The following is a 25,609-nucleotide window of genomic DNA, read 5'->3' on the forward strand; positions in this document are numbered from 1 at the left end:
AAGGTCCAATGCGGGAAGATTTCTACCGTAATTGGACCTTTTTTGCATGTGGAATTGTCATACTAACGTAAAAATAAGCGTGGAAGAGTCGGCTAGATCATGAGCAGTTCGCGAATCTCCAGCTCGGTCAGTGCCGAAAGGGTTTCTTGCCCCGGTTGGATGACCTGGTCGATCATGTTTTTCTTTTTTTGTTGCAGCTCATACATTTTATCCTCTACCGTGCCTTGGGCGACGAGACGAATAACCTGTACGACTTTTTTCTGGCCCATTCGGTGTGCGCGATTGGTAGCCTGCTCCTCTACAGCGGGATTCCACCACAGGTCATACAGAATGACAGTATCTGCGCCGGTGAGGTTCAGGCCAGTGCCTCCTGCCTTTAGGGAAATCAGGAACAGCTCGCGTTCTCCTTCGTTGAAGCGACTGCACAGCTCGACTCGTTCCGGAGCGGGAGTCTGCCCATCCAGGTAAAAGTAGGACCCCCCTTCTCGAGCAAGCTCGCGTCCGATCATTTGAAGCATCGTAGTGAACTGTGAAAAAATGAGTATCCGTTTCCCGGAGCTAAGACATTCCGTAATGATCTCCAACAGCTGTTCAAATTTGGCGGAGCTTCCCGTATATCCTTCGATGAACAAGCCTGGATGACAGCAGAGCTGACGAAGTCGGGTCAGACCTGCGAGAATTTTGATCCGATTTTTCTGAAATCCTTCCTCGTTGAGATGCTTCAACGTTTCATGCTGGAGCTTGGCCAGATAGGCTGTATACAGCTTTTTTTGATCTGGCAGAAGCCGGGATACCTGCACGGATTCGATTTTCTCCGGCAACTCCTTGAGGACATCACTCTTAAGACGGCGCAGCAGAAACGGACGAACCCGCTTGGCAATCACATTTCGAGGCAGGTTGTGAAACACTCTTTTCCCACCGGGAAATAGCGCAGGAAATACAACGTCAAAGATGGACCATAGCTCTTCCAATGTATTTTCTATTGGCGTTCCTGTCAGGGCAAAACGGTAACGGGCTTTTACATCCTTAACAGCTTGTGCTGTCTGGGTGGCATGGTTCTTGAAAGCCTGCGCCTCGTCCAGTATGAGCGTATGAAACGATGGTTTGCTGTACACATCTGCATCGCGCCGTAGCAGCGGGTAGGACGTAATGACGACGTCATAACTGGCGGCATCCCGTATGATCCGGCCGCGTTCTTCCGGGCTGCCATCTGCGATAGTGACGCGGACGTGTGGAGCAAATTTCTCCAGCTCATTCCGCCAGTTGTACACCAGTGATGCAGGGGACACGATCATGGCTGGAAGCTGCTGGCTGCGAATCTCCGGCAATACTGAGACGAGAAAGGCGATACTTTGCAGCGTTTTACCCAGCCCCATATCATCTGCCAAAATGCCCCCAAAACGGTAATGCGCCAATGTCTTAAGCCATTGAAAGCCGTAAACCTGATAATCTCTCAAGATGGGGGCAAGCATGTCTGGAACTGGAAAGTCGAGATGGTCTGGGTTGCGTATATTTTCCAGTAGCTGGCGAAAGGTTTTACCCAAAGTCAGGTTTTTCCCATGATCGTGAGGATCAATTAAGTACAGTCCTTGCGTGACGGGAACACGAATTTGCGCTGCATCCAGATCGCTTTTGCGGATACCTGTTTCATTCATGAACCGAATCAATTCCTTGTACTCCTCTGTTTCCAGCGGCAGCAAGGCGCCATTCGGCAGACGGTGATATCTCTGTTTTTCCTCTAACGATTTGAGCAGTTTGCGAATTTCCGGTTCCGGTATGCCCTCAATGTCAAATTTAAATTCAAGCCAATCCGTACGTTCATCCCATTCCGCCCGTATCCTTGGGGTAGGCAGAGTATTGTTTATTTTTGCTTTGACTGCACCTGTAGCATAGACATCCAGCAGCTTTTCCAGTTGCGGAACAGTATGATACAAAAAATCATACTCTGCATCTTCATCTTCCATAAAATATCCGCTGTCTGTTCTGGCAAAAGAGCTATGCTCCATCAGTTCCAAAATCCGCTGCTCCTGTTCCCCATCACGTATCAGAATTCGGTCGTTACCAGGAGTTCGTGCATCTGTTTCCAGTGGGTTGATGATGATATCCCCATATTGGAACTCCAGCCCTGCCAGTAGCTTGTCTCTTACCCGGTCCAGATATAGCTTTGCCTTCAATGGCTGCTGTGTGACCCGATCTGAGACGGACCGAGTCATATGAACACGTCCGAGCTTCATTAACCCGGGTACAACCTTGTCCATAAAAGATTCCATCTGCTCTGGCGCAATCAGAACTTTTCGCCTGTGGTGTACCTCTACCATCCGTTTTAGATCGGACAAACGCCGTAAGGGATCGGCCTTCTGTTTGACAAGCTTGCCATCGGCAATGACGACACCATAGTCCTCCATGATAGTCAAGTCATCCAATCCTTGTATGCTTAGCTGGTAGCCTTCGGTTATGGTCCCGGCCTCATCAAATTCAAATTGCAGTGGAAGCATTAGGTCGGACTGGGGAATACCCTCGCTCATGTTTCCGTGAATTTCAAAGTAGACGCCCTGTGCTGTTGTCAGCAAGGGGAGCAGCTTTTCCCAAGCCGCAGGCGGAATGAGGAGCATTCGCTCGCCGCTCATATGACTACCGGAAGATGAATACGTACCTGAAGTTTCCCGAATCATACGCTCATGGTGGCACACCTGGGATAATTGCTGGAGAATAGCGTCATGTTCAGGTCGGAAGCGGTATACCTCAGGCTCGTATGAGAAGCTTTTCGTGAACATGTAGCTATCCCCACGGTCAATACTATCCAGAAACGGACGAATTTTCTGGACGATATATAATCGTTTGGGACCAGCCTTCATTTCTACACTAAACATATATTTTTGGTAACCGTAGGCAAAAGGCCGGATCACGAACTGAAAATCCAAGACCGCACGAGTATCCAGCAGGGTAGGCGTGCTGCGAAGCGGTCGCTTGCGGTCAAATAGTTTTAACATACTGTCGGTCAGCTGGAGATCCCCTTGTGTGATGTCAGAGGATCGTGCCGTTTTAGCAGTGTAATCATACGAAGCATCTGTAGATGTGTACATCCCGTCTGAATCCATGCTTCCTGCTGTATCTGGGGCAGTACCGGGATGAAGTCTGGAGGCGTAGGAGCGCACTGACAGACTTTTTCCACGGCGTATATCATGGGCGTTAAGGAGAACAGCAGCGATATGTTTGCAATATCGTCCGGTGTTCTGAAATGTGCTACAGGTGCACTCTGCTCGGATACTTCCATTGGATCGGATCATCGCCGCAACAGCATAAAAGCTGCTTCCTTTGACCGTAGCTTCGTATACCCCTTCATCATGATCTATTTGTGTAAAGGCCACTCTTTTGGCCCGGTAATAGGCATCCCCGTCGTCATAAGCAGCTTGACTGCATAGTTGTCTGATGGCTCGCCGGGTAAGTTCAAAACTCATGATTCGTAATCCTTTCCTGAGTTATTCCGTTTTCTTACATGATAACAGAACAGACAGGAGGATGGACACTTGCGTGCGAAACGTAACTCTACAAAAAAAGGAGAACAGAAAAAAACAGGCCTTGGTCCGTCATTGAACCAAAGCCTGCCAGGGGGCTACAGCTATATTATATGTCGGGCAGTCCTTCTTCTTGCTCATGGACACCCAGCGCGTTACGTGCCATCTCCATATATTCATCTAGTCCGGATTTGAGGGCGAATTCGGCGATAAGCACAGGGTAAGCCGCGGTCAGTTCAACGATATGTTCGCTCATACACGGCCATACACGTCCGCCAGCTGTCTCGTAAAGCTTCAATAAACGAGTAAGCTCTACTTCTCCGAACAAAGTATAGTAGCTCGTAAAATCAATCGCCGGATCAGCCACTTCGGCCTCGGTCCAGTCCAGCATTCCAGTAACCTCTGTATTCGAAGAGACTAGAATATGGCCTGGGTGCAAATCGCCGTGTACAAGTGCGGAATATTCCGGCCAGTAGCTATCGTCTGCCAGCCAGGTTTGCCATCGTTGCCATAGCTCGCCAGATACACCAAAGACGCTCCTTATTTCCTTCATCCGCTGGGCCATCAATTGCCGAACTTCGTCGTGCTGCTTTACGCGGACACCGAAATCTGCTGCCTGTTGGTGATCCGTCCGGTGCAACGCGGCTAAGGCTTTAGCGAGCGAAGCAACGAATCTTTCCGTCATAGCCTCAGGATTGATGAACCATACGTAGCTTTTGGTTTCCATATCAATGGTAGCGGCAGGAGTGCCCTCCAGTTGAGGGTAGGCGATGAACTCTGGACTATACACTTGCCAATCCGGTACCGCTACAGGAAGAGTATCACGAATCAACTGAAGCACTTTGTGCTCGTAAGCGGCTGATTGGACCACATCTGTTCGTCGCGGTGTACGTAGAACCCAAGGGGTACCCTGAATGTCTTTGGCGAATAGTGCCCGGAAATCTAGCCCGGACTCGTTGAGCTCCAATCCTTCATGTAGTATGTGAAGCCCGTTGCTTTTGGCAAGGGCCAATATATCGCTAACTTCTTTTGAGTTAGTCAAGGAACGCTTTTCAGTCATATGAAACACACCTCATTGTTCAGATTTAGTTTAAAAAAAGGTAACTTAAACAAGCCTCAACCTTCCATATAAAAAAACCGGTTGAGCTTCATTGAAAAGCCTATCCTTTTATCTGAGACGCATGTAGTGAGTACACATGAAAGAGCAAACCTCCTTTACAAAATAGGGCATCTAACCCAGCACCAATATAACATCCTACATTGGAGGATGTCTACAATACGAGGAATAATATAAATGGCTACCCCGGTTCGCTTATCTGTGGGTTAGAGAAGTTTTTACAAGCTGCACATAGCAGGATACAATGGAAGTGTTAAAGAAAGGAGACGGATACTTTTGCAAAATGAAGAGAAAAAGACCGATTCCAAATCCGGCTCATCCAAATGGTACCTTGGTAGTGCAGCAGCATTGCTTCTTCTGAAAGGTAAGTCGTTACTTGCTCTTTTAAAATTCAGTAAATTTGGCGGTGCGCTGATATCTATGGCGCTAACGATTGGCACATATGCGATCATTTACCCGTGGGGATTTGCGGTCGGATTCGTGTTGCTGTTGTTTGTGCATGAGCTGGGACATGTATTGGCCGCCAAGCGCAAGGGGCTTCCCGTGTCAGCACCGTTATTTATTCCTTTTCTCGGTGCGCTGATCACAATGAAACGGCAACCTTTGGATGCGCAGACAGAGGCTTATGTAGCCATGGGCGGCCCGTTACTGGGGACGGTTGGGGCTATGGCGGTATACGCAGGAGCCTATGCAACAGACAGTCCCCTGTTGTATGCGCTCTCGTATGTCGGCTTTTTCCTGAACCTGATCAACCTGCTGCCGATTCATCCGCTCGACGGAGGACGGATTTCCACGGCAGTGACGCGTTGGCTGTGGCTGGTGGGCCTATTGGGTGGAATTGTAGTCGTAGTATATTTAAAATCCTTTTTATTTTTCTTGATATGGGCGTTCTTTGCCTACGATTTGTACAAAAAATATGTTAAACGCAATAAAGAGGAGGTTAAGGTCCAATCCTTTTTGCAAAAGCCACTGGTGAACGTACAGCATCTGTATGAGCAAGGATATCCGCTACCCGGACCGGAGCACACGCGCAGATTATCTTTTAATACCTACTCGGATTTGGAGGGGCAGCAATATGTGACGGTGTATATGGAAAGTCTGGATGTGGAGCAGACGCTTCTGCTGCCACAGCAGTGTCTTGTCCAGCATGTATGGCTGAACGGTGTGGAACATATACCGACGCCGGATGCGTACCAGCTCAGATTGCTGTGTGGGATTGATTACATTCCGTTTGAAAATGATAAATATTACGAAGTACCCGCATCATCGCGCTGGAAATTCGGCATCGGTTACTTGGCTTTGGCCGTATTCCTGATGGGGATGATGTATGTGGTGCACCAGCATATAGGGGATATTAGGCTGTGATTCGAATAATGAGAGCTTGGTCAAGATTTTAGATCATTAAGGCAACGGTACAGCTTATAGAAAATAGAGTCAAGAGAGCGCGACAACCGCAATATTCGGTGTCACGCTCTTTTTTTGGTTGAATAACACGGTGGAGCCTTTGCTATCCGTCCTTATATCTTAAATCCTTTGTGCATCAGTAATCGGCTTTAACGTTTGACGGTATTTAAGTGGGCTGGTGCCTGTCCAGCGTTTGAACTGTCTGCTGAAATGAGCCAAACTGGAGTATCCGAGCAGGGAAGCTACCTTGTTGAGTGGCAGATTGGGCTGCTGGATCAGCACCTTAGCCTCATGCAGCTTGGTCTCCGATAGATAGTGACGTGGAGAATAGCCGTATACCTTGCGGAACACTTCCTGGGCGTAGCCAGGACTGATCCCGAGGGAAGCCGCTACATCTTCAAGGCGGAACGCTTGCTCGCCAGATTCATCTTCCCGATAAGGCTTAAACCTTGATTGAATGGCTTCCATGATGGCCTTGGCATATTGAACGGATGAAGGCGCAATTCTGGGCTCCAAACCGGTAGATATCATTTGCGAGAATATCCCGAATAGCTCAAATAAGGCAATTTGCATACGAAAACGATCTGCTGTCGTATATTCTCCGCTTTCCTGCACCATGCCAATCCAGCTATGGACGACCTTTTGCAGCTTGGTATTCGTTTCAGTACCCGCTGGGAAAAAGAGCTGATTGCTCTTAATCATTTCCTGACGGAACAATGGATCATCGACATTAAAATGAGAGCTAAAATAGTACATGCCGTTTGGGGAAACACACTGACTCACATGCTTGAAACCCGGCGGAATAATTAAAATATCACCTTCCCCAACCGAATATACGTTATTTTCCATAATCGTTTCCTGACAACCTTCTAAAATAAGTGCAATTTCAAAACCGATATGAGATTCCTCAGGCATGCACCAATCCGCTTTGACCCGGTGAATATGGGCGCCAAAAAATTTCACATTCCAGTCAATAATGGGCAGCCATTGGCAATCGTGGAATAGAGCTGGATCAACATCAGGATTTAATATCATCAGATCACCTTCGATTAGGGCAAATTTTACACCGCTTAGACAATCTCATTGTATCTAACATTTAACTATAATAAAAGAGCGTTTACAAATGCTATAGTATAAGCTTTTACATAAAAGAAAGCGCTTATAAGTAGATTTTTTGAAAGCGATGCCATATTGTAATCAGGAGGAGCTATGGAAACAACATCGAAAGAACGTGTATCGTATTACGTTTACTTTTTGGGGAGCAACGTAATTCTCTGTCTGGTCGCCTCTTTTGCGATGCTATTTTATACGGATTATGTTGGCATATCTGTTTCTATTATCGGTACTTTATTCGTACTAGCCCGTATATGGGATGCCCTTAGCGCTCCGATCTTCGGTGTGATCATTGACCGAGCCAATCTAAAGGGCGGCTTGGTTCGTCTATATCTTGCACTTCGGAGCGACTGGAATCGAATTTTGCTAAATCCTAACGAACCTAATTGGAGGACGACTTGATGAAAAAACTACTGTACGGTGTTGCCTATTATGATGAGTATATGCCATATGACCGTTTGGACCAGGATATCCAAATGATGAAGGATGCGGGCATCAACGTGGTGCGGATTGCCGAATCCACTTGGAGTACGCATGAACCACAAAATGGTGTGTTTGATTTTACCTCTGTGGATCGGGTGCTGGACGGCATGCATAAGGCGGGTATCGAAGTCATTGTGGGGACGCCCACCTATGCTGTACCCACATGGCTAGTGAAGGAGCATCCCGATGTATTGGCGACAACGCCTCAAGGTCCGGGCAAATATGGAGCTCGCCAGATTATGGACATTACGAACCCGGTGTACCTGTTCCATGCCGAGCGAATCATACGCAAGCTGATCGGACGGGTGAGTCAGCATCCGGCGGTCATTGGCTTTCAGACGGATAATGAGACCAAGCATTACCACACGAGTGGGCCCAATGTGCAATTGCAATTTGTAAAGTATTTGCGGGAGCGGTTCGAATCGCTGGAGGAGCTAAACCGCAAATTTGGTCTGGACTACTGGAGTAATCGCATCAATAGCTGGGAGGACTTTCCTTCGGTGGTCGGAACGATTAATGGAAGTTTGGGCGCAGCCTTTTCCCAATTCCAGCGCAAGCTGGTGACGGATTTCCTGGCATGGCAGGTCGCGCTGGTGAATGAATATAAGCGGGAAGACCAATTTGTTACGCAAAACTTTGATTTTGAATGGAGAGGTCATTCCTTTGGTGTTCAGCCAGACGTGGATCACTTTGCGGCATCGCAAGCCTTTGATGTGACTGGGGTGGATATTTACCATCCATCACAGGATGACCTAACTGGCATTGAAATTTCCTTCGGTGGCGATGTGGCGCGTTCGACGAAAAATAACAACTATCTAGTGCTGGAAACGGAAGCGCAGGCCTTTACCCACTGGGTTCCCTATCCGGGGCAATTGCGTCTGCAAGCGTTCAGCCATCTGGCTTCCGGGGCCAATATGGTGGCATACTGGCACTGGCATTCCATCCATAATTCCTTCGAAACCTACTGGAAGGGTCTGCTCAGCCATGATTTTGAGCCGAATCCTGTGTATGAGGAAGCACAGACCATAGGGAAGGATTTTGCAAGATTGTCTCCGCATTTGGTCAACCTGAAAAAGAAAAATAAAACGGCGATTCTGGTCAGCAACGAAGCATTGACGTCGATTGACTGGTTTAAATTTAATATGAGTAGCCCGTTGAATTACAATGACATCGTACGTCGTTTGTATGACGAGTTGTATAAACTGAATATCGGGACGGATATCGTTCATCCAGGTACAGAATCGTTTGACGACTATGATCTCTTGATCGTCCCAGTCCTCTATTCTGCCCCAGACGAACTACTGGAGAAGCTGAACCGATATGTGGAAAAAGGTGGTCATGTCGTATACACATTCCGAAGCGGATTTACCGACGAGCATGTGCAGGTAAGAACGTCCCGGCAACCGGGCGTGATTAGCGAAGCCTGCGGCATTCATTACAGCTTGTTCGTGGAGCCAAAGGAGGTGACGCTTAAGAATAATCCTTTTGAGGTGGCACCAGAGGACAATCAGGTAGATACATGGATGGAGCTGATTACCCCGACGACCGCCGAAGTGTTGGCCTATTACGATCACCCGCATTGGGGAAAATATGCCGCGATTACGCAAAACCGCTATGGTCAGGGAACAGCGACCTACATCGGCTGTATCGTCAGCCCGGCGGTCATCCGCGAACTATTCAGCTCTGTAGCCAAAAAGGCGGGAGTATGGGGAGTGGATCAGGAAACGTCTTATCCGATCATTGTTAAATCCGGCACGAATGAGCTGGGACGGACAATCCGGTACTATTTTAACTATTCCGAACAAGCAGGCTCGGTGGTATATCCACATGGAGACGGCAAGGAGTTAATCGGGGGGCGTACAGTTATCCAAGGACAAACGCTTTCATTAGAGCCTTGGGGTGTTATAATTATCGAAAAAGCGTAAATGATGAATAATGAGCTGAAATCGATTTACGATTAATATCATATAGGTATTCTCCGGAAGTATCCGGTAAATGAAGCGCCCCTGCGAATTGCGGGGCGTTTTCGCATATGGCTGAATAGAGGAGTGCATCGCTATGCCAAACCGAGCAGTCCGCTGGTTCCGGGCGCTGACGGCCCCGTATCGACGCAGCATTCAGCTCAAGCTGATCTTGACGATGATTGTTCTATCTGTGCTACCGGTCATTGCTGTCACGGTGCTGGCTGCGGAAAAAAGTAGAGCTTCCATGGAAACTGAAGTGGTAGAGACGAACATGTCCAATATGAAATGGACGGGGATTTATATCAGCGACCAGCTAGATCGTCTGAATCATCTGATTTACAGCATTCAAATCAGCCCTGATCTGAGCGATTATTTGAATGAGCGCGAGCCTGACAATCTTTCAAGCCAATTTAATGCTCAGCGAAAAATGCTGAATACGATGGCGAATGTGTATTATTCGGCCGGAAGTCATGTGATCGGCATCCAGCTTTATTTGAAGCAATCGCAAACCCTGTTTACCTTTAATAGCATGCAAAATGAAATTACGACAGTGAGCGGTATTCCCCCACAGTATGCCGAGATGTGGCAAGCGAATAAGGATTATTCGATTCGTCCAAGCTCTGCTGACCCGGAACGCTTTACTTTGACGCGCAGTATTCGGCGTTTTGAAGACCAGAAGCAGACGGGGGCTATTTCATTGGATGTATTGTGGTCGCAATTCGATCAGACGCTGGGCCTGCTGGGACGAGGGGATCAGCATCAGGTGCTTATTACAGATGGAGATGGCAGGGTCATGTATCCAGCACAGGCTCGGCAGTCGCCTCCACCTACAGGTGTGCTGACAGCTCTTCGTGACGTTAAGCCAGGCCCTGGAGTGATTCAAACTACTGAACATTATGTGTTCTATAATGATCTGGATGTAGTTGGGCTAAAGCTGGTCAAAATCGTACCCACTTCCTCCATTAACCACAGTGCCTTTTCAACCATGCTGTATGGTATTATCGTAGGCGTGATTTCAATCCTAGTTTCCATCTGCATTGCCGTTTTCATCGCATGGCGGACTGCACGTCCGATTGTTCATTTGGCGCGTTCCGTACAGGAGCTGGATATGATCAAAGGACCGATTGGACAGCCAAGTACACGCCCGGATGAGATTGGGCTGCTGGAAAGAAGTCTGCATGGGATGGCAGGCCGAATTCGCGAGCATATTCAGGCGGAATACAGTATAAATTTGCAAAAAAAGACGGCTGAATTGAAAGCGCTCCAAGCGCAGATTCATCCACATTTTCTGCAAAATACGCTGCAAATGATCGGAAGTATGGTATTTTCTCAAAAGCCGGAGGACACCTATGAAGTCATTCGGTCGCTGAGTGAGATGTTCCGTTACGTGGTACGGGAACCTCAGGATTTGGCCTCTTTACGCGCAGAGCTCGACCATGTGGGACATTATATGCGCATCCAGCAACGGCGATTTCCACAAAGATTGGTGTTCCAGGTGGAGACGGAAGAACAGGCGATGGATATTCGACTGCCTAAGCTATCGCTTCAGCCATTGTTGGAAAACGCGTTTCAGCACGGTCTTGATCGAAAGGCGGGGGCATGGCAAATGGGGATTCGGGTGGAGATTATGAAACAAGATGTGTGTATTACGGTTTGCGATAATGGAAACGGCATGGCCCCGGACAAGCTGGAAAAACTACGGGCAAAGCTGGAAAACGCGTCGGAGGAACCGATCTGGGCGCAGGGTAGTCATATCGGATTGAGCAATGTGTCTTCACGCATACGGATGAATTTTGGAATGCACTACGGAGTGACGATAGATAGTGTGCAGGGAGTCGGTACACGTGTCACCATTCGCATTCCATTCACCTCAGCAGAGGAGGGAAAAGTATGATCAGAGTATTAATTGTGGACGATGAGCCGTGGAATCGCGATATTCTGAAGACATTTGGCACATGGGAAAAACTTGGAATGTTGGTAGTGGGTGAGGCTGAAGACGGGGACGAGGCGTTCAGGCTGGTCGAGGAGTTAGCTCCCCATATTGTGATTACTGATATGCGCATGCCGGGTGCGGACGGAGTGGAGCTGCTGCAAGCGCTAAATAACCATTGTCCTGATGTGAAAATCATTGTCGTAAGCGGATATGATGACTTTGCGTATGCCAAACATGCCATCCGTTATAAGGCCGTCGATTATTTGTTAAAGCCAGTCAATCCTGCAGAGCTGAATGCAGTGCTACTCAAATGCAAAAACGATCTGGAGGTCAAGGTGGCCGAACAGCAACAAGAAGCGACAGAGCTGGATTATGAGTTTTTTCACAAGTTGACCCGGTATAAGCAACTGCTGCGTCTTTATTTTAATGAGTTGAACCGTGACGGGGTGAACCTAACCTGCAGGCAGGTTATGCAGGAGCTGGAGAGTTATGGAGCACCAAGTCCACATATGCTAGGCAGGCTGGTGCAGGAGCTTCTTTCCCTGCTGAAAGAGCTCGCAGCGGATAACGGGCTGGATACTTCTACGGCAAAGGCAGGATTTCCACTGCCGCAGGATGCCGTGTCCTCTGTAGAACATGCGCTGGAATTCGTATCGTCGTGCTATGTTCAGGAACTGGATCAGCTCATTCGGCAGCGAAAATACAAAAACAAACTGAATTTAGAAGAGGTACGGCGATATATCGATAGTCACTTTGCTGGGCCGATTACACTGGAGCAGTTGGCGAAAAACTTTTTTGTGAGCAAAGAGTATATGAGCAAGGTATTTAAGCAGGAGTATGGTCAAAATGTAACGGACTACATCGTAGAGCGAAGAATGGAAAAGGCGCGGGAATGGCTGGCCAATAAACAGATTTCAATTAAAGCAGTTGCGGAGATGGCAGGATATGAGGATGTGTCTTATTTCTATCGGGTATTTAAAAAGCATTTTGGCATGGCACCCGGTGAAATGAGGAAGGAAGTTTAAAAAAGTCCAATTCAATAAGCTAAGGGTGTCCAATGGCAGAAGTGACCTCCCACTCTATAATGAAAGCGTATACAAAACGAGCAGTACAAAGGAATTTGGCCTTTACGAAGTTCGCACAGAGCTGAATAGAGGTTGAAGACCGGCGGAATAGCTGCTTTGAATAACAGCTGATTTGCCGATGGGTAACAGTTATTTTCAAAATAGGGGAGGTCATTTTTTATGAAAATGTGGAAAGGTGTATTGAGCACGATGCTGGTTGGCACGTTATTGGCCGGGTGTGGAGCGAATTCTTCAGGCAGTGACAGCAGCGGTTCCGGTGGAGATGGCAAAACGGTGAATCTCAAAATGTTTATTGCTCAGCCCCGTTTGAAGGAGCACTACGATAAATACATTAATGCGTTCGTAGCGAAAGAGAAGAAAGATAAAAATATCGACGTTACGGTTCAACTGGAGATGCCGCCTGCTGACAACGCCGCACAAATTTTGAAGACAAGACTCGCATCCAACGATGCGCCGGACGTATTTGCATTGCACGCGGTGAATGAAATTCCTCCGTTTTATAAAGCGGGCTATTTGGAGGATTTGTCCGGTCAGCCTTTTGTTAACAAATTGATGGATAGTGTGAAGCCTTCGGTGACAACCAAAGACGGAAAGGTCGTAGCGGTTCCTTTGGAGACGATCTCATGGGGCTACTTGTACAATAAAAAGATATTTAAGGATTTGGATTTGCAGCCGCCGGGAACGTTGACCGAAATGAAGGCTGTGGTCGAGAAGCTGAAAGCGAATAATGTGAAACCGTTCCTGTTGTCCTACAAGGAATCCTGGATTCCACAGCTGTTCGTGCCTCTGACAGCAGGTGCAATGATGAACACACAGAATAAGGATTTTATCGACCGGATGAATCAGGATAAAGGCTCTTTTTCCGAAATGAAGAGCATGTTCGATATTATTGATCTGGTGAATAGCAATGGTACTGACAAGGCGCTGGAAATCGGCGGGGATGATGGATCGGCTGCGTTTGCCTCGGGTAAAGCGGCGATGTGGATTCAAGGGCCGTGGTTTGCGGAAACGATTTTAAAATCGGATCCGAAGATGGATTTTGGGGTAGCACCGCTGCCGATCAATGACGATTCCAATGCGACATTGATTAATTTGTCCACTTCGACTTCGCTGGCTGTATCCTCTACAAGCAAGAATAAGGAGGTTGCGCTCGATTTTGTTAACTATGTGCTGGATGACAAGGATTCTAGCGCGTTCTATGAAGCATTGAAATTCAACCCGATCTCCAAAGTGCATACGTTTAAAAGCTATCCTTGGGTTAATGACGCTACCGAATACGTGAAAGCAGGCAAGTCGTACCAAGATCCATCTATCCCGCAAGCGGTCAAAGACGAGGCAGGCAAATCGCTACAATCCTATTATGCTGGTCAGCTCTCCCAGGATGACGTAATTAAGGCGCTGGATAAGGCATGGAAATCGTATAACAAAGTGAACAAGTAACGGTAACCTACAGAATTACACCGGGAGGGAGAGACTCCATGCCTTTTAAAATCTATAAAAAATACGTCATGCTACTGGCGTTTACAGCCCCGGCGCTGATCTTTTACGCCATCTTCCTGCTCATTCCAACGATCAGCGGCATGTACTACAGCTTTACAGACTGGAACGGATTGAATCCCAATTACAGCTTTATCGGCTTGGGGAACTTTGTGGAATCGTTGAAGGAAGACCCCGATTTTCTCAATTCCCTTTGGTTTACCCTTAAATACGTATTGGTCATGATTGTGCTGCAAAATGTACTGGCCCTGGCTCTGGCAGTGTTGATTGAGTCGCGTACACGTACCAAAGGATTTTTCCGGACGATATTTTTCATGCCCAATATGATCAGTACCATTATTAGCGCATTTATGTGGACCTTCGTTTTTTCTTCCGTGCTGCCACAGATCGCCGAAAAGACGGCTATCGCTTTTTTGGGCCAATCGTGGCTGGGCGATCCGAAAGTATCTTTCTTCTCAATTATTATCGTGTCGCTCTGGAATGGTGTCGGTTATATGATGATCATCTATCTGGCTGCGCTTCAAGGTGTACCACAAAGCTTGAAGGAGGCTGCTATTATTGACGGGGCGAACGCATTTCAGACATTGCGAAGCGTAACGATGCCGATGATTACCCATGCGATTACGATCTGTTTCTTCCTGACGCTGAATGGTGCCTTCAAGGTGTATGAGGTCGTATACGGACTGACTGGCGGGGGGCCGGGGCGCAGTACACAGGTGATTACGATGAACATTTATGAGGAGGCGTTCTCCAACAACTTCCGTTATGGTTATGCGAGCGCCAAATCCGTTATTTTGTTCGCAATCGTTCTCATTTTCACCCTGATTCAGCTGCGTGTCATGAAGAAGAGGGAGGTGGAGGCATGAGGCTGAAGAAAGCCAATTCCTTGCTGATTACGCTGATTCTGTGCGTGGGCGCTGTCGTGTCCTTCTTCCCAATCTACATGGCGGTAATTAACTCGTTTAAAACACAGGGTGAGATGTTTGCATCCTTTACGGCGCTGCCCACGAAGCTTCACTTTGAAAATTACAGTCAGGCTTTTCATCAGACTCATTTGCTGAACAGCGCCCTTAATTCCACGATTATTTCTTTTATCGGCATTGGTGGCATTGTGATCTGTTCGGCACTGGCAGGCTACAAGCTGTCTCGTACACAGGGGAAACTGAGCAGTGCGATTTTCTTCCTGTTTGTCGCATCGATGCTGGTACCGTTTCACTCTATTATGATACCGCTTACGCGAATGGCAAAAGATTTGTCCGTTCAGGGCAGTACGTACGGCTTGGCCCTGATCTATATCGGCTTGGGTGTGAATATGGCGATCTTTTTGTATCATGGATTCGTCAAATCCATACCGCGTGAGCTGGAAGAATCCGCCCAAATGGACGGCTGTAATGAGTTTCAAACATTCTTTCGCATTATATTTCCTTTGCTGCTGCCAATCACAGTTACCATTGCGATTTTGGATTTTCTGTGGATTTGGAATGACTTTTTGCTTCCATTGTTAATGCTGACGGATGTGAACCATTACACCCTGATTCTCTCGACCAATATGCTGTTTGGAGAGTACAACAAGGATTGGTCGCTTATTCTGGCCGCACTCGTGCTGACCTCCATCCCGGTTATCCTGATCTATGCCTTCTTTCAGAAATTCATCATGGAGGGCATTGCGGAGGGAGCGGTTAAGGGATAACTGGAGACGGCGGGCAGTCAGATGGTACTTCCCATCGCCCTCATATCATAAATATCAAAGCCTTCCTATAAACAAGGAAGGCTTTTGTTTTGGAATGACTGCACATCCAATGTTACTTCGAGAAAATGCTGATAATGAGCATTTTGCATAAATCCCAAGAGCGTTTTCAAATCAGTAATATATGTACTTACGAGCGTTGGAAATCAATTATGCAAAATACTGATAATAAAAAATAAAAGCGAAATGATGATCAAAAATAGATATATACTAGAAATCCGTTTTCCGATTGTAGCTCCAAACTCTTTAGGATTTTTATATCCAATGATTAAACTGGGAATAAAAAAAATACTGGATAGAAAAATGGTGTAGTGAAACCTAGTATTATCAACACTGTTAGACCAGGCGGGCAATCCTAAAAAGGAAAGCAACTGGTCTCCTAATATGTAATTGCCGAATTCGAAAGAAACAACCATGCCAAGAAGAGATAACAGCAGTGAAAGTGATCCCCAACCTATTTTTTTTCTGTTTTTTCTCAACAATTCAAAGATAATTAGTAAAATTACAATTGCTTGTATGCTGTATGTCAACATGATTGAAAACATAAAGTACCTCCTTAAACATCAGAATCAAATGATAAGATGTCAATTTCGGAAATGAGTATACCATTTTTTGGAATGTTTTCATATGCCTTTCAATACAGCGATCGTATGATCAAAAGGAACGCGAAGCGGCCTTAGCCATACAATATTTCATCTGAATGTAAAAGGAGATGATTATGTTGGCTACCTTCTCGGCCGCGCTTCAAGTGAAAAAGCGGATGGCCAAGCGAGTTTTAAAAATGTCCGGTGTCCACGGCATTGGCGTAGGGTACAGGGACCCTGCCCATCCCAAAAGAGGAGCCGCTGTCATTGTGTACACAGACCGTCTCGTTTCGGCCTCTACCGGACTCCTGTCGGCCACCGCATTAGGAAAGAAAACGAACGTTCCAGTCCGAATTGTAAAGACTGGAAAGATCAGAGCCAATGCCACGGACTACAAAGTGCGCATACGCCCGGTCATCGCCGGCTACAGTGTCGGGACGATTGAAGGCTCCGGTTCAACCGGACTCATCGTTGCCCCAACTGGAGCGCCGGCGACACGTTATCTTTTTAGCAATAACCATGTCCTCAATCCCTCCAATACAGACAATCGAGAGGCTACAATTCAGCCAGGCGGAGCCGATGGGGGGACGGTTGCCCAGGATCGTGTAGGACGGCTTTATCGTTATGTACGCTTGAATCCCACCGGAACGAACCTGATTGATGCGGCGCTTTCGCTTCCGACCCGTAACAACTTGCTCAATCCGCGTTATGCTACAGTAGGAGCGATTCCGGGTCATGTGACCGCTTATCGCATAGGGGAAAGATTGAAGAAGGTAGGGCGTACGACCGGGCGGGTCAATGGCACGGTAGAATCCGTCTATACGGACCTGCAAATCAATTATGGCGGAGAGTTGGGCTTACTGACCTTCGAAGATCAGACGGTTATTAGAGGTACGACTCCCGTATCACTACCTGGGGATTCCGGCTCTGTATGGCTCAGACAGTCAGATAATTATGCAGCTGCGGTTAACTATGCAGGTACGGCAGATGGTCGCTTATCTATAGCCTTTCCGGTGCAGTGGGCCATGCAGGTATTCAATACACGGGTAGCCCGCCCCAACGGGGCAGGCAGGGTGCTCAGGGTAGATACAGGATCTTCCCCTCGCTCTTATACTAGGCAGCTCACCAGCGAGGAGCTGGTTCGCCTAAGACCAAGGACGACACGCATTAGACGGAGCTAAGCACTCTCCAGATGGAAAAGTTGTCGCTGATCGTCCCGGTAAAGCGGTCGCTTTAAATGCTTTCCATAGGACGGCTCGCTTCGAAAGCATCATTTCCCCGGATTTCTCCCCTGATTACAGATTTAACTTAAGAAATCCGGGGGTGGAGCTAATATAGCAAGAATCATTCACGATACCAATCATTTACGACACAAATGATTCACGACACAAATGATTCACAGTACAAATCATTTACAATCTAAAACGTTAACGGCATGAATGAATGTGTAAATGTATTCTAATCTGCTCCTTCGGCATATGAACGGGCTCCCACATCATGGGCTGTAATGGTGCTGCTTGCCGAGGCCAAGCCCCGGATTTCCTGAGCGGTCAGGGCTCTGTTGTAAATGATCAGTTCATCCACTGCACCGTTCAGGTAGGGATCATCAAACTGGGATTTCCCAATATAGTTCCGATCTGTCAGTCCAAGGCTGGAAGGCTTCAGCGTCAAGTTCGTGTTACGCGTCGCCTCTACACCGTCCACATACATCATTCCAGTATTGCCTGACAAAGTCACGGCGACATGCTTCCAAACCCCTGTTGCGAGTTCTGGCGCATTCAACTGTTGTTCCTCTCCGTTCCCCGAGACAGTGATAGCAAAGCGCATACCCGTTCCCTCGGCCTTGGGTGTCAAAAACATATACCGATCCGTGCCTGCTCCAAAATCAAACAGGCGTGCCCAGCCGTTATGCGTGTTCACCCGTACCCACGCGGCAATCGTAAAGTCATTTAGGCTGCTAACGATACCACCGGGCAGGCTAGCAAAGGCGTTTGTACCGTTAAAGTGCAGGGCATTGCCTTTTCGTCCGGCGCCCCACGCGCCTCCACTTACACTGGCCTGCTGTCCATAACCTGACGAATCGGCTGCGGTAGATCCGGCCGTTTCGTCAAATTCATAACGGGCTACAATATCTCCGGCGGGAGACGGGTTATCTGTACTCGACTGGATACGGATATCATAGTTGGCTGCTGCACCGATATTCAGTCTGACCGTGGTCGCAGAGCTGTTAGCAGCCGTGACTGAGCCGGTTTTGGTGCCGTCTACGAGCACGTCATACGTACCTGCCGCGAGTCCGGTCAAGCTCATAACGGTGGTATGAGTCGTGCCTGGGGTCATATTTTTCAGTGTCAGACGGATGTTGTTCTTGGACTTGGACACGATGGCCGAGCTATATTGATCCCGATTCAGCTCCAAACTCAGCTTTTGGGTGATCAGATGCAGACGTTGGAATACACCGTCTTTTGGAGTAATCGCGTAGCTGTTACTGCTTTCTGTAACGTCACAGCCATAGCCGAACAAGCCGAATATTGGATCTACAGCAACATCCGAGCTTAGGATTTTAATGGCTCCAAACAGTCCCAGATCGGCTTCTCCGGACATGCCGCGCCATCCGTTAAAGAGGGGGCCGCCGTCCAGACCGAGTGCGCCATAATTGCCCTTGCCCGCCTGATATGTCCACGATACCGCCCCGATGTTGGCAGGATCAGAGCTGATCTGTCCCGAGTTAATCGCTCCGATGTTCGCCAGCTTGGCGGCATAGGATAGACGCTGATCCACTTCGGGCTTGGACGAATGCCGACGTGTCCAGTCATCCATCGCATAGCCGGCAAGTGAGGTGGTGTACTGGAAGTTCCACCAATTCTCTCCGGTGATGGTGACCGGATCGGCGTAATAGTACCAGACAGGCATATGACCGCGTGCAGCACGCGTTTTGGCGTTGATTTTGCTCATCATCGTCGTATTGTTGTTCATTTTGGCGAGTGTATATACGGCTTCTTCGCCTGTATTGTCATAGTTATACTCAGAGCCATAAGGATAGGTGGTGTTTTTGAAATTGTTGTACTTGGTAGCCATTTTGCCAATCAGGTCGTTAGCCTCGGTGGTCAAGCCTTCTTCCTGAAGCGCTTTAATAATATCAGGTGTAGTTAGCTCACCCATGAGTCCCGTGTTCCAGTTATAAGCAACAGGGCCTTCATACAACGCTTTAAAAATACGATAAGCACGTAGCAAATATGTGTTTTTGCTATTGCGATAGCTGATCAGGTTGGGATACAGCTTGGCAAGTTTATACATGCTAAAAAACGTATTATAAATGTGCGGATAGGCATAGCCACGGTACGTTGGTGTCGTGTTAGGCTGCGGCATCAGGAAATCAGGAACCAGATAATCGGTATGATGGCCTTCCATCAAATTCGTCCAGATGGCCACTTCCAAATAATCATCGACTGCCTTGATCTCAGATGCCACGGGCTTCTGAACGTTTTTCTCCGCCAGAAACTGGCCGTGAGTTAGTCCCCAATCATCACCCCAGCCCCAGTAACCAGCAAAGCTGTTGCGTCTAGCCTTGTACTGCATCATCCAGTCATCAAAGACCTTGTCCCTCAGGTCGCCCGGCACGTTCCATTGGGTGCTGTTGACCATGAAGGTAGAGTGGCGCTGAAGTGCAGCTTCGACTGGCTCGATGGCATAGAACTGGAGAACGGTTTTTTCGCCGTTACCATAGTTTACAGTAATATTGTTATGTCCCAGTCGTCCCAGTGTAAGTTCATATATTTTATGGTTTGTAGGGGCTGTTTCCAGATAGCTGATGGTCGTTTCAGACGGATATTGCGCTGTAACAGAGGTAATGGATTTGCTGGTATGCAGATCGAATTTGGCCTTGAGATTCGTCGGGAAAATCATACCCGGAACCACGGTCACATCCACATGTCCCTCACTGTACAGCCTGTCCTTTACGGCCTGCTCGTCCGCTACCTTGTAAAATTTAAAGGCATACGTTTTGCTTTCACCAGGAGCCAGCGACAGACTGGTGCTTCCAAGATAGCCACGGTTGGTGCTCTTGATGACATTGGAATGGATATAGAACACATTCAGTCCTTCGGACCAGCCACCTTGCTCCATAGCCCATGTGCTGCCGGGATGCTCCTCAGTTCTCCAATGGTCCTGATATTCGAGACCAGCACCCGTTGAGGCATCAGGGATCAGCAGTACATACGGTCCGATGCCGCTAGGTCGTCCGGCGGTAATAAAGGAGCTATTATGGCCTACAAAGGAGTGTGAGAGTACTCTGGTTTCATAAATTTGTTCATTATTGCCACCGGACCAGTACTCATTAAACGGAAGCGGCAGTCCCCAATCTCCGATCTCCAGTGTTTGATTAGAGGTGTTCGTTACTTTCATTTGCCAATGCAAATAATCGTTAACCAACGAATAAGTTTCATGTAAAATGAAATTACGTATTCCCTGATTGTTTGATGAATTCTGATAGGCTACCTGGACACTGTTTCCAGAAGAGGTGATCTGGCGCGCATCAGCAGAATTACTTGTCCATGCCCGAATCCACGCACCGTTGCCGAGACGATAGGTGAACATCAGTTCACCCAGCCACTGATGATCCGACGTATTCTGTTTAGGTGCGTTGGAGCTGTTCATGACATAGTTGGTATTAAAAGTGTCCCCTACCAGCCGTAAGGAAGAGAGATCCCCGTAATCTCCGACAGAGATGGAGAACACTTGATTAGATAGCTGTACTGACATGCTATCAACCTCCTAACAAAGGTTCGTGAGAGTGCTCACAACGTTAATATATGTGTGAGAAATACTTTTGCTACCCTATGCATGAGAATTGATAGAAAATAGATTCATATAGATGTCCTAGAGGGCTCTCAATCGTGGAGGTAGAGGTATTATGAAAATTAAAATGGAGTTGCCAAAGATTCCTGCGGACTTACCTATACTAAACGAAGAAATGTATTCCTTACGGTCCAAAGGCGAATATCGTATGGGGTCTGTAGAAGATATGATTTTGGATAATGTGGAAGCGGTTAAGGTTTCATTAGAAAAGATGACTTTTAAAAATGTAACGATCATGGAATCGTCATTACCGGAAAGTGAATGGACAGACGTCATTTTTGATAAATGCGATCTGTCTAATGTTAATTTTTCCGGTTCCTTTATCCATCGGGTAGAGTTCAGGAACTGCAAACTGCTTGGAACAGACTTTTCCAGAAGCAGGCTCCAAAACGTTCGTTTTTCGGATTGCTTAGCGGATTATTCAATGTTCCGTTTTGCTAATTTTAAGCAAGTTGGTTTTGAGGATTGTTCTTTAATAAGTGCCGATCTGTATCATTTAACACTACAAAAAACCTTTTTTAACCGTTGCAATCTGGATCAAGCGGTGCTATCCGGGTCCAAGCTCAAAGGAATTGATCTGAGCGATTGCGAATTTGATGGGTTGCAGGTGGATATAGAAGATTTGAATGGCTGCATCATCTCACCGCATCAGGCTTCATCATTTGTAGGGCTGTTGGGACTAGTGATTAAATAAAGAAACTCTTCACTGATTTTTAATATGGTCCCAAGCCTGGCGCAGACGGTTAAACCCTTCAATAATTTGTTGCTCCGTTAAATGGGCAAAGATAAAGCAGGCTGATGGAGGTCCCGGTGTCAGTTGGTAATCGGCGGCATCACGCCATGTGACTCCGTAAAATCGTGCTGTCTGCATCAAATGATGATACTGGGCAGACTCATGCTTCCAGATGGCATAGGCATGTAGTCCACAATCGTTCTGATGCCAGTGAAACAGTTCACTTAACTGCTGTATTTCACGCTGGAATACGTCGTAGCGTGATCTGTATATTCGAGTCATCCGACGCACATGGCGAACGTAGTCCCCGCGCATCATAAAACGTGCCAGTGCGCGCTGTTCCAAGCGGGCAGGCGGCAGGGGATCGTATAGTCGTTTGGCAGCTGTCAGCGCTTGGGCTAATTCAACGGGCAGGATTGCAAACCCGAGTCGAAGGCTGCTGAACATGCTCTTGGAAAAGGAGCCGACATAGATGACACATTCTGTGCGATCCAGTGCTTTTAATGGTTCAATGGGTCGTCCTGCCCAACGGAATTCACTGTCATAATCGTCCTCAATGATCCACGCTCCCTTGGATGCTGCCCATTGCAAAATATGTTGACGGCGTGTTAATGGCAACACTGCACCAGTTGGAAACTGTCGTCCAGGTGTAACAAATAGGAGTTTGGAATCCCAATCCTGTGGGACAATTCCATATTGATCCATTTCAGCAGCATGTATCTGTCCGCCTGAGGCAGTAACTGCACGATAGATGCCGGAATAACAGGGATTCTCCAATACAATTCGATCTTGTTCATGAATAAGCAACTGACTTAATAACGTGATCACTTCCATGGAACCACTGCATAATACGACTTGATCCGGCGTGGCCGTAATTCCGCGTGTTCTGCCAACATGATGGCAAATCGCTTCACGCAGCCATTCATCACCGCTCACTGGTGCAGTCGTCGCGTCAGACGAGGGCTTTTGCAGATCTTTTCCAGCGGCAGTCATTGCGCTTTTCCATGCGATCTGTGAGTTGCCCTCCAATACAACTTCTCCTGCCTGAAAAGAAATCAAAGGCTGTTGCGCACTGTCTCTATTTGTAGCAGAAGCAGGAGACCGCTGTAAGTTTCGTTCCCTTTCGATCTGCATGATTCGTTGTCCCCAAGCTGATAGAGCAGGGGCTTTTTGTTTTACAACAGGTGAATTTTGTTTCTGCTGGTTGATTAAAGATTTGTCAGGCAGCACCGCGGTCTGTTCCATAACAAAGGTTCCTCTACCTACTGCCGAATCTATATATCCTTCTGCCAACAACATATCATATGCCTCTTTAACGCTCCCTCGCGAAATTCCATACATCACAGCCAGATCACGAGTGGAAGGCAGACGCGTACCACTGGCAAGGGAGTCATTGAGGATTCCCTCACGAAGAGCATGATACAATGCCAAATATTTTAAATGATACTTTTGAAGCGCACGCTGATAAGCAATCGTAATATCCATACTCTTCTCCTTCGATTGGACCACTCATTTTCGTTCATATTGGATCTTTTTATGAATCCATTTTCAACATAATCTGAAATGTATCATTGGTCAATAGATGAAAGGAGAGTTCCCTGTGAGAAGAAAAGAATTTACGGTGGCAGAACTAGAGGAAATAGAGCAGTTTCTAAGCGAGGTCAGTTTCGGATTTTTAGGCATGAACAGCGAGGATGGTTTTCCGCGTGTGGTTCCCTTGAATTTCGCTTATGGAAATGGCGTTTTTTATATTCATGGCAGCCGTGCTGGAGAAAAGATGGAACGGATGAAAGAGGATAATCGAGTTACTTTTTCAGCCGCCAAAGAATATGCGCTCATTCCATCTTATTTTACGGATGAGCATATGGCATGTCCGGCGACTTCATTTTTTAAAAGTATTACCGTGCGTGGTCATGCGGAGCATGTAGTGGATTTGGAAGAAAAAGCATCGGCATTTTCCATTTTTATGAGTAAGCTGCAACCAGAAGGTGGGTATGACACGATTGATGCCAGCGATTCTCGGTATGCTTCACGTTTAAAAGGGGTCGCTCTGATCAAAATTGTACCGGAGGAATGGACTGCCAAGTTTAAATTCGGCCAAAATGTTAAAGATCAGGAACGTCAGCAAATTATTGACGGCTTGCAAAAACGGGGGCTGGATGATGATCTGACAACGATTGAGATGATGCGCAAATATTGTCCTCATCACTGATATATATTGAAAGTCAGGATTTTGCAAAATCCTCAAGTATAAATATTTGAATTCGGCGTAATAATTCCTGCTCGCTCACCGTCAGATTGGTTAATTATACCTTGTAGGGAGATGCCCTTGATTTTCCAAAACGTTCAGTCCTTCTGTATTAGGACTTTTGAAGGACAGGTATATATCATCCTCAAGCCCGTTGTTCTTACTGCATAGGAACTTTATAATACGATAGATTTGTGGCGTAAGGGGGCAAGACCGTGATGAGAGCAGGAGTCAGAAGTCGGGAGAGTCGACGGTTGTTACTGGAAGCGGGGGCTGAAGAGTTTGCTCAGACGGGGTTTTATCAGACAAAGGTAAGTTCGATCGCGGCACGTGCAGGATTGACGCAGCCGGATTTTTATATTCATTTTGAAAGCAAGGAACAGTTGTACGAGGAGCTTGTGGAGAGCTTCGGTACTTTGGTGAATGATACGGTACAAAGCATGAAGATAGGCCCAGACCTAAGCGAGGCTGAAATTTTGAAACGGGGACAAGTGTTTCTGGAAGCTATTTTTCGCGTGTTGTCTAATAATCCGGCGATCACTCGTGTCGGATTTTACCAAGCGACAGATTCAGTACGTATTAAGGCAGAAATGGCTGAGCATATCAAAAAGCATCTGCTGGCGGCGCAACGATGGGGCTCCTGCCGTGAGGAACTGGACCCTGAACTGACAGCAGAATGCGTGATCGGCTTGATTGAACGGCTGACGTTAACTAAATTGCTGCCTGGACGTGAAAGTCCGTCTGTGCTTGCCAAGCAGGCACGAAACCTCCTGTATCACGGCATGCTCGGGTCCGAAGAATAACAGGACAGTACAACCTCAACCTAGATTTGGGCGGTTGGTGCGGCATTTGTCCCTATCATGGAAGACGGCATAAGCATAAGATGCTCTTGTAAACCATGAAGGGAGGAATCACCATGTCTGGAGTAGGCGCTGGTTATGGAGCTTTTACATCTACAGGAGCGATTCTGGTACTTTTCATTCTGCTCGTTATTATTTCCAAAGCATTTATCATCTAATTCGTAGCTCAAGGATTTAAAATTCGGGAGATTTGCTGGAATCAGTAGGGAGGAGGAATACGAAATGGGTGAAGTAGATAGAGGTTGTGGCGGTTGTAACATGTTCACCTCCACTGGTGTTATTCTGGTTCTCTTCATTTTACTGGTTATCATCACTCGTACTTGTTTCATCTAAAGCTATATTCATGGGCTTGAGCACCGATGCTCGGGTCTATGACCGTGCAAGCCAAACTAGGAACTGTCTCCAACAGAGGCGGTTTCTTTTTTATATAAAAGTTTACGTTGACGTTAACGTTATAGAGGCGTAGTATTTA

The 25,609-nt window shown here is 47.2% G+C and carries 19 protein-coding genes; 13 read left to right on the forward strand and 6 right to left on the reverse strand.

What is annotated here, in order from left to right:
- Nucleotides 1–92 precede the first annotated feature (92 nt).
- Nucleotides 93–3,458: a DEAD/DEAH box helicase gene (locus KAI36_RS03305; protein ID WP_220026939.1), complete on the reverse strand. Its 3,366-nt coding sequence runs from the start codon at nt 3,456–3,458 to the stop codon at nt 93–95.
- 166 nt (nt 3,459–3,624) lie between these two features.
- Nucleotides 3,625–4,575 (reverse strand): macrolide 2'-phosphotransferase, encoded by a 951-nt coding sequence (locus KAI36_RS03310; RefSeq protein WP_220026940.1) that lies wholly within the window; start codon nt 4,573–4,575, stop codon nt 3,625–3,627.
- A 333-nt stretch (nt 4,576–4,908) separates the two neighbouring features.
- On the opposite strand from KAI36_RS03310, the gene KAI36_RS03315 reads away from it, so the two are divergent.
- A complete protein-coding gene (locus KAI36_RS03315; protein ID WP_220026941.1) occupies nt 4,909–5,997 on the forward strand; it encodes a site-2 protease family protein in 1,089 nt (362 codons plus the stop codon).
- A 159-nt stretch (nt 5,998–6,156) separates the two neighbouring features.
- Here the strand turns inward: KAI36_RS03315 and KAI36_RS03320 are convergent, their stop codons facing one another.
- Nucleotides 6,157–7,071, reverse strand: a complete 915-nt coding sequence (locus KAI36_RS03320) for a helix-turn-helix domain-containing protein (RefSeq protein ID WP_220026942.1) — start codon at nt 7,069–7,071, stop codon at nt 6,157–6,159.
- A gap of 174 nt (nt 7,072–7,245) precedes the next feature.
- Between KAI36_RS03320 and KAI36_RS03325 the strand changes: the two genes are divergently transcribed.
- The 7 genes from KAI36_RS03325 to KAI36_RS03355 all read left to right on the forward strand — a co-directional run bounded on the left by KAI36_RS03325 (nt 7,246) and on the right by KAI36_RS03355 (nt 15,801).
- Nucleotides 7,246–7,551 (forward strand): MFS transporter, encoded by a 306-nt coding sequence (locus KAI36_RS03325; protein WP_258297266.1) that lies wholly within the window; start codon nt 7,246–7,248, stop codon nt 7,549–7,551.
- Entirely contained in the window at nt 7,551–9,557 is a 2,007-nt protein-coding gene (locus KAI36_RS03330) for a beta-galactosidase (protein WP_220026943.1), read from the forward strand. Before KAI36_RS03325 ends, KAI36_RS03330 begins: the two co-directional genes overlap by 1 nt.
- A gap of 133 nt (nt 9,558–9,690) precedes the next feature.
- On the forward strand, nt 9,691–11,490 hold the full coding sequence (locus tag KAI36_RS03335) for a sensor histidine kinase (RefSeq protein ID WP_220026944.1): 1,800 nt from the start codon (nt 9,691–9,693) through the stop codon (nt 11,488–11,490).
- Nucleotides 11,487–12,554 carry a response regulator transcription factor gene (locus KAI36_RS03340; protein WP_220026945.1) on the forward strand — a complete coding sequence of 356 codons (1,068 nt, stop codon included), beginning with the start codon at nt 11,487–11,489 and terminating at the stop codon, nt 12,552–12,554. The genes KAI36_RS03335 and KAI36_RS03340 overlap by 4 nt, the downstream gene beginning before the upstream one ends.
- Nucleotides 12,555–12,773: 219 nt before the next feature.
- The gene (locus KAI36_RS03345; RefSeq protein WP_220026946.1) at nt 12,774–14,054 is read left to right on the forward strand and encodes an ABC transporter substrate-binding protein; all 1,281 of its coding nucleotides are present in this window, start codon (nt 12,774–12,776) and stop codon (nt 14,052–14,054) included.
- A gap of 38 nt (nt 14,055–14,092) precedes the next feature.
- A complete protein-coding gene (locus tag KAI36_RS03350; protein ID WP_023986930.1) occupies nt 14,093–14,977 on the forward strand; it encodes a carbohydrate ABC transporter permease in 885 nt (294 codons plus the stop codon).
- Nucleotides 14,974–15,801 (forward strand): carbohydrate ABC transporter permease, encoded by an 828-nt coding sequence (locus KAI36_RS03355; protein WP_013308681.1) that lies wholly within the window; start codon nt 14,974–14,976, stop codon nt 15,799–15,801. The genes KAI36_RS03350 and KAI36_RS03355 overlap by 4 nt, the downstream gene beginning before the upstream one ends.
- Nucleotides 15,802–16,004: 203 nt before the next feature.
- On the opposite strand, the gene KAI36_RS03360 is transcribed toward KAI36_RS03355, so the two are convergent.
- Entirely contained in the window at nt 16,005–16,403 is a 399-nt protein-coding gene (locus KAI36_RS03360; RefSeq protein ID WP_220026947.1) for a hypothetical protein, read from the reverse strand.
- A gap of 173 nt (nt 16,404–16,576) precedes the next feature.
- On the opposite strand from KAI36_RS03360, the gene KAI36_RS03365 reads away from it, so the two are divergent.
- Nucleotides 16,577–17,623, forward strand: a complete 1,047-nt coding sequence (locus tag KAI36_RS03365; RefSeq protein WP_220026948.1) for a hypothetical protein — start codon at nt 16,577–16,579, stop codon at nt 17,621–17,623.
- 277 nt (nt 17,624–17,900) lie between these two features.
- Here the strand turns inward: KAI36_RS03365 and KAI36_RS03370 are convergent, their stop codons facing one another.
- Nucleotides 17,901–21,200 (reverse strand): DUF5695 domain-containing protein, encoded by a 3,300-nt coding sequence (locus KAI36_RS03370; protein ID WP_220026949.1) that lies wholly within the window; start codon nt 21,198–21,200, stop codon nt 17,901–17,903.
- Between the two features lie 151 nt (nt 21,201–21,351).
- On the opposite strand from KAI36_RS03370, the gene KAI36_RS03375 reads away from it, so the two are divergent.
- Nucleotides 21,352–21,990 carry a pentapeptide repeat-containing protein gene (locus KAI36_RS03375; protein ID WP_220026950.1) on the forward strand — a complete coding sequence of 213 codons (639 nt, stop codon included), beginning with the start codon at nt 21,352–21,354 and terminating at the stop codon, nt 21,988–21,990.
- Nucleotides 21,991–21,999: 9 nt separating this feature from the next.
- Here the strand turns inward: KAI36_RS03375 and pdxR are convergent, their stop codons facing one another.
- Complete coding sequence (gene pdxR, locus KAI36_RS03380) at nt 22,000–23,514, reverse strand: MocR-like pyridoxine biosynthesis transcription factor PdxR (RefSeq protein WP_220026951.1); 1,515 nt, start codon at nt 23,512–23,514, stop codon at nt 22,000–22,002.
- A 115-nt stretch (nt 23,515–23,629) separates the two neighbouring features.
- On the opposite strand from pdxR, the gene KAI36_RS03385 reads away from it, so the two are divergent.
- The 3 genes from KAI36_RS03385 to KAI36_RS03395 all read left to right on the forward strand — a co-directional run bounded on the left by KAI36_RS03385 (nt 23,630) and on the right by KAI36_RS03395 (nt 25,295).
- Entirely contained in the window at nt 23,630–24,241 is a 612-nt protein-coding gene (locus KAI36_RS03385; RefSeq protein WP_220026952.1) for a pyridoxamine 5'-phosphate oxidase family protein, read from the forward strand.
- 254 nt (nt 24,242–24,495) lie between these two features.
- Nucleotides 24,496–25,080 carry a TetR/AcrR family transcriptional regulator gene (locus KAI36_RS03390; protein WP_220028040.1) on the forward strand — a complete coding sequence of 195 codons (585 nt, stop codon included), beginning with the start codon at nt 24,496–24,498 and terminating at the stop codon, nt 25,078–25,080.
- A 113-nt stretch (nt 25,081–25,193) separates the two neighbouring features.
- Nucleotides 25,194–25,295, forward strand: coding sequence for a hypothetical protein (locus KAI36_RS03395; RefSeq protein WP_023986941.1), 102 nt, complete (start codon nt 25,194–25,196; stop codon nt 25,293–25,295).
- Nucleotides 25,296–25,609: the final 314 nt, after the last annotated feature.

It is taken from the genome of Paenibacillus sp. S02, from assembly GCF_019454065.1.
Classification (GTDB): Bacteria; Bacillota; Bacilli; order Paenibacillales; family Paenibacillaceae; genus Paenibacillus; species Paenibacillus polymyxa_B.

Bases quoted from the DNA above. Each gene is read 5' to 3' on its own strand.
- KAI36_RS03305 (WP_220026939.1), bottom strand. From the start codon at position 3,458: ATGAGTTTTGAACTTACCCGGCGAGCCATCAGACAACTATGCAGTCAA.
- KAI36_RS03310 (WP_220026940.1), bottom strand. From the start codon at position 4,575: ATGACTGAAAAGCGTTCCTTGACTAACTCAAAAGAAGTTAGCGATATA.
- KAI36_RS03320 (WP_220026942.1), bottom strand. From the start codon at position 7,071: ATGATATTAAATCCTGATGTTGATCCAGCTCTATTCCACGATTGCCAA.
- KAI36_RS03325 (WP_258297266.1), top strand. From the start codon at position 7,246: ATGGAAACAACATCGAAAGAACGTGTATCGTATTACGTTTACTTTTTG.
- KAI36_RS03330 (WP_220026943.1), top strand. From the start codon at position 7,551: ATGAAAAAACTACTGTACGGTGTTGCCTATTATGATGAGTATATGCCA.
- KAI36_RS03335 (WP_220026944.1), top strand. From the start codon at position 9,691: ATGCCAAACCGAGCAGTCCGCTGGTTCCGGGCGCTGACGGCCCCGTAT.
- KAI36_RS03340 (WP_220026945.1), top strand. From the start codon at position 11,487: ATGATCAGAGTATTAATTGTGGACGATGAGCCGTGGAATCGCGATATT.
- KAI36_RS03345 (WP_220026946.1), top strand. From the start codon at position 12,774: ATGAAAATGTGGAAAGGTGTATTGAGCACGATGCTGGTTGGCACGTTA.
- KAI36_RS03350 (WP_023986930.1), top strand. From the start codon at position 14,093: ATGCCTTTTAAAATCTATAAAAAATACGTCATGCTACTGGCGTTTACA.
- KAI36_RS03355 (WP_013308681.1), top strand. From the start codon at position 14,974: ATGAGGCTGAAGAAAGCCAATTCCTTGCTGATTACGCTGATTCTGTGC.
- KAI36_RS03360 (WP_220026947.1), bottom strand. From the start codon at position 16,403: ATGTTTTCAATCATGTTGACATACAGCATACAAGCAATTGTAATTTTA.
- KAI36_RS03365 (WP_220026948.1), top strand. From the start codon at position 16,577: ATGTTGGCTACCTTCTCGGCCGCGCTTCAAGTGAAAAAGCGGATGGCC.
- KAI36_RS03370 (WP_220026949.1), bottom strand. From the start codon at position 21,200: ATGTCAGTACAGCTATCTAATCAAGTGTTCTCCATCTCTGTCGGAGAT.
- KAI36_RS03375 (WP_220026950.1), top strand. From the start codon at position 21,352: ATGAAAATTAAAATGGAGTTGCCAAAGATTCCTGCGGACTTACCTATA.
- pdxR (WP_220026951.1), bottom strand. From the start codon at position 23,514: ATGGATATTACGATTGCTTATCAGCGTGCGCTTCAAAAGTATCATTTA.
- KAI36_RS03390 (WP_220028040.1), top strand. From the start codon at position 24,496: ATGAGAGCAGGAGTCAGAAGTCGGGAGAGTCGACGGTTGTTACTGGAA.
- KAI36_RS03395 (WP_023986941.1), top strand. From the start codon at position 25,194: ATGTCTGGAGTAGGCGCTGGTTATGGAGCTTTTACATCTACAGGAGCG.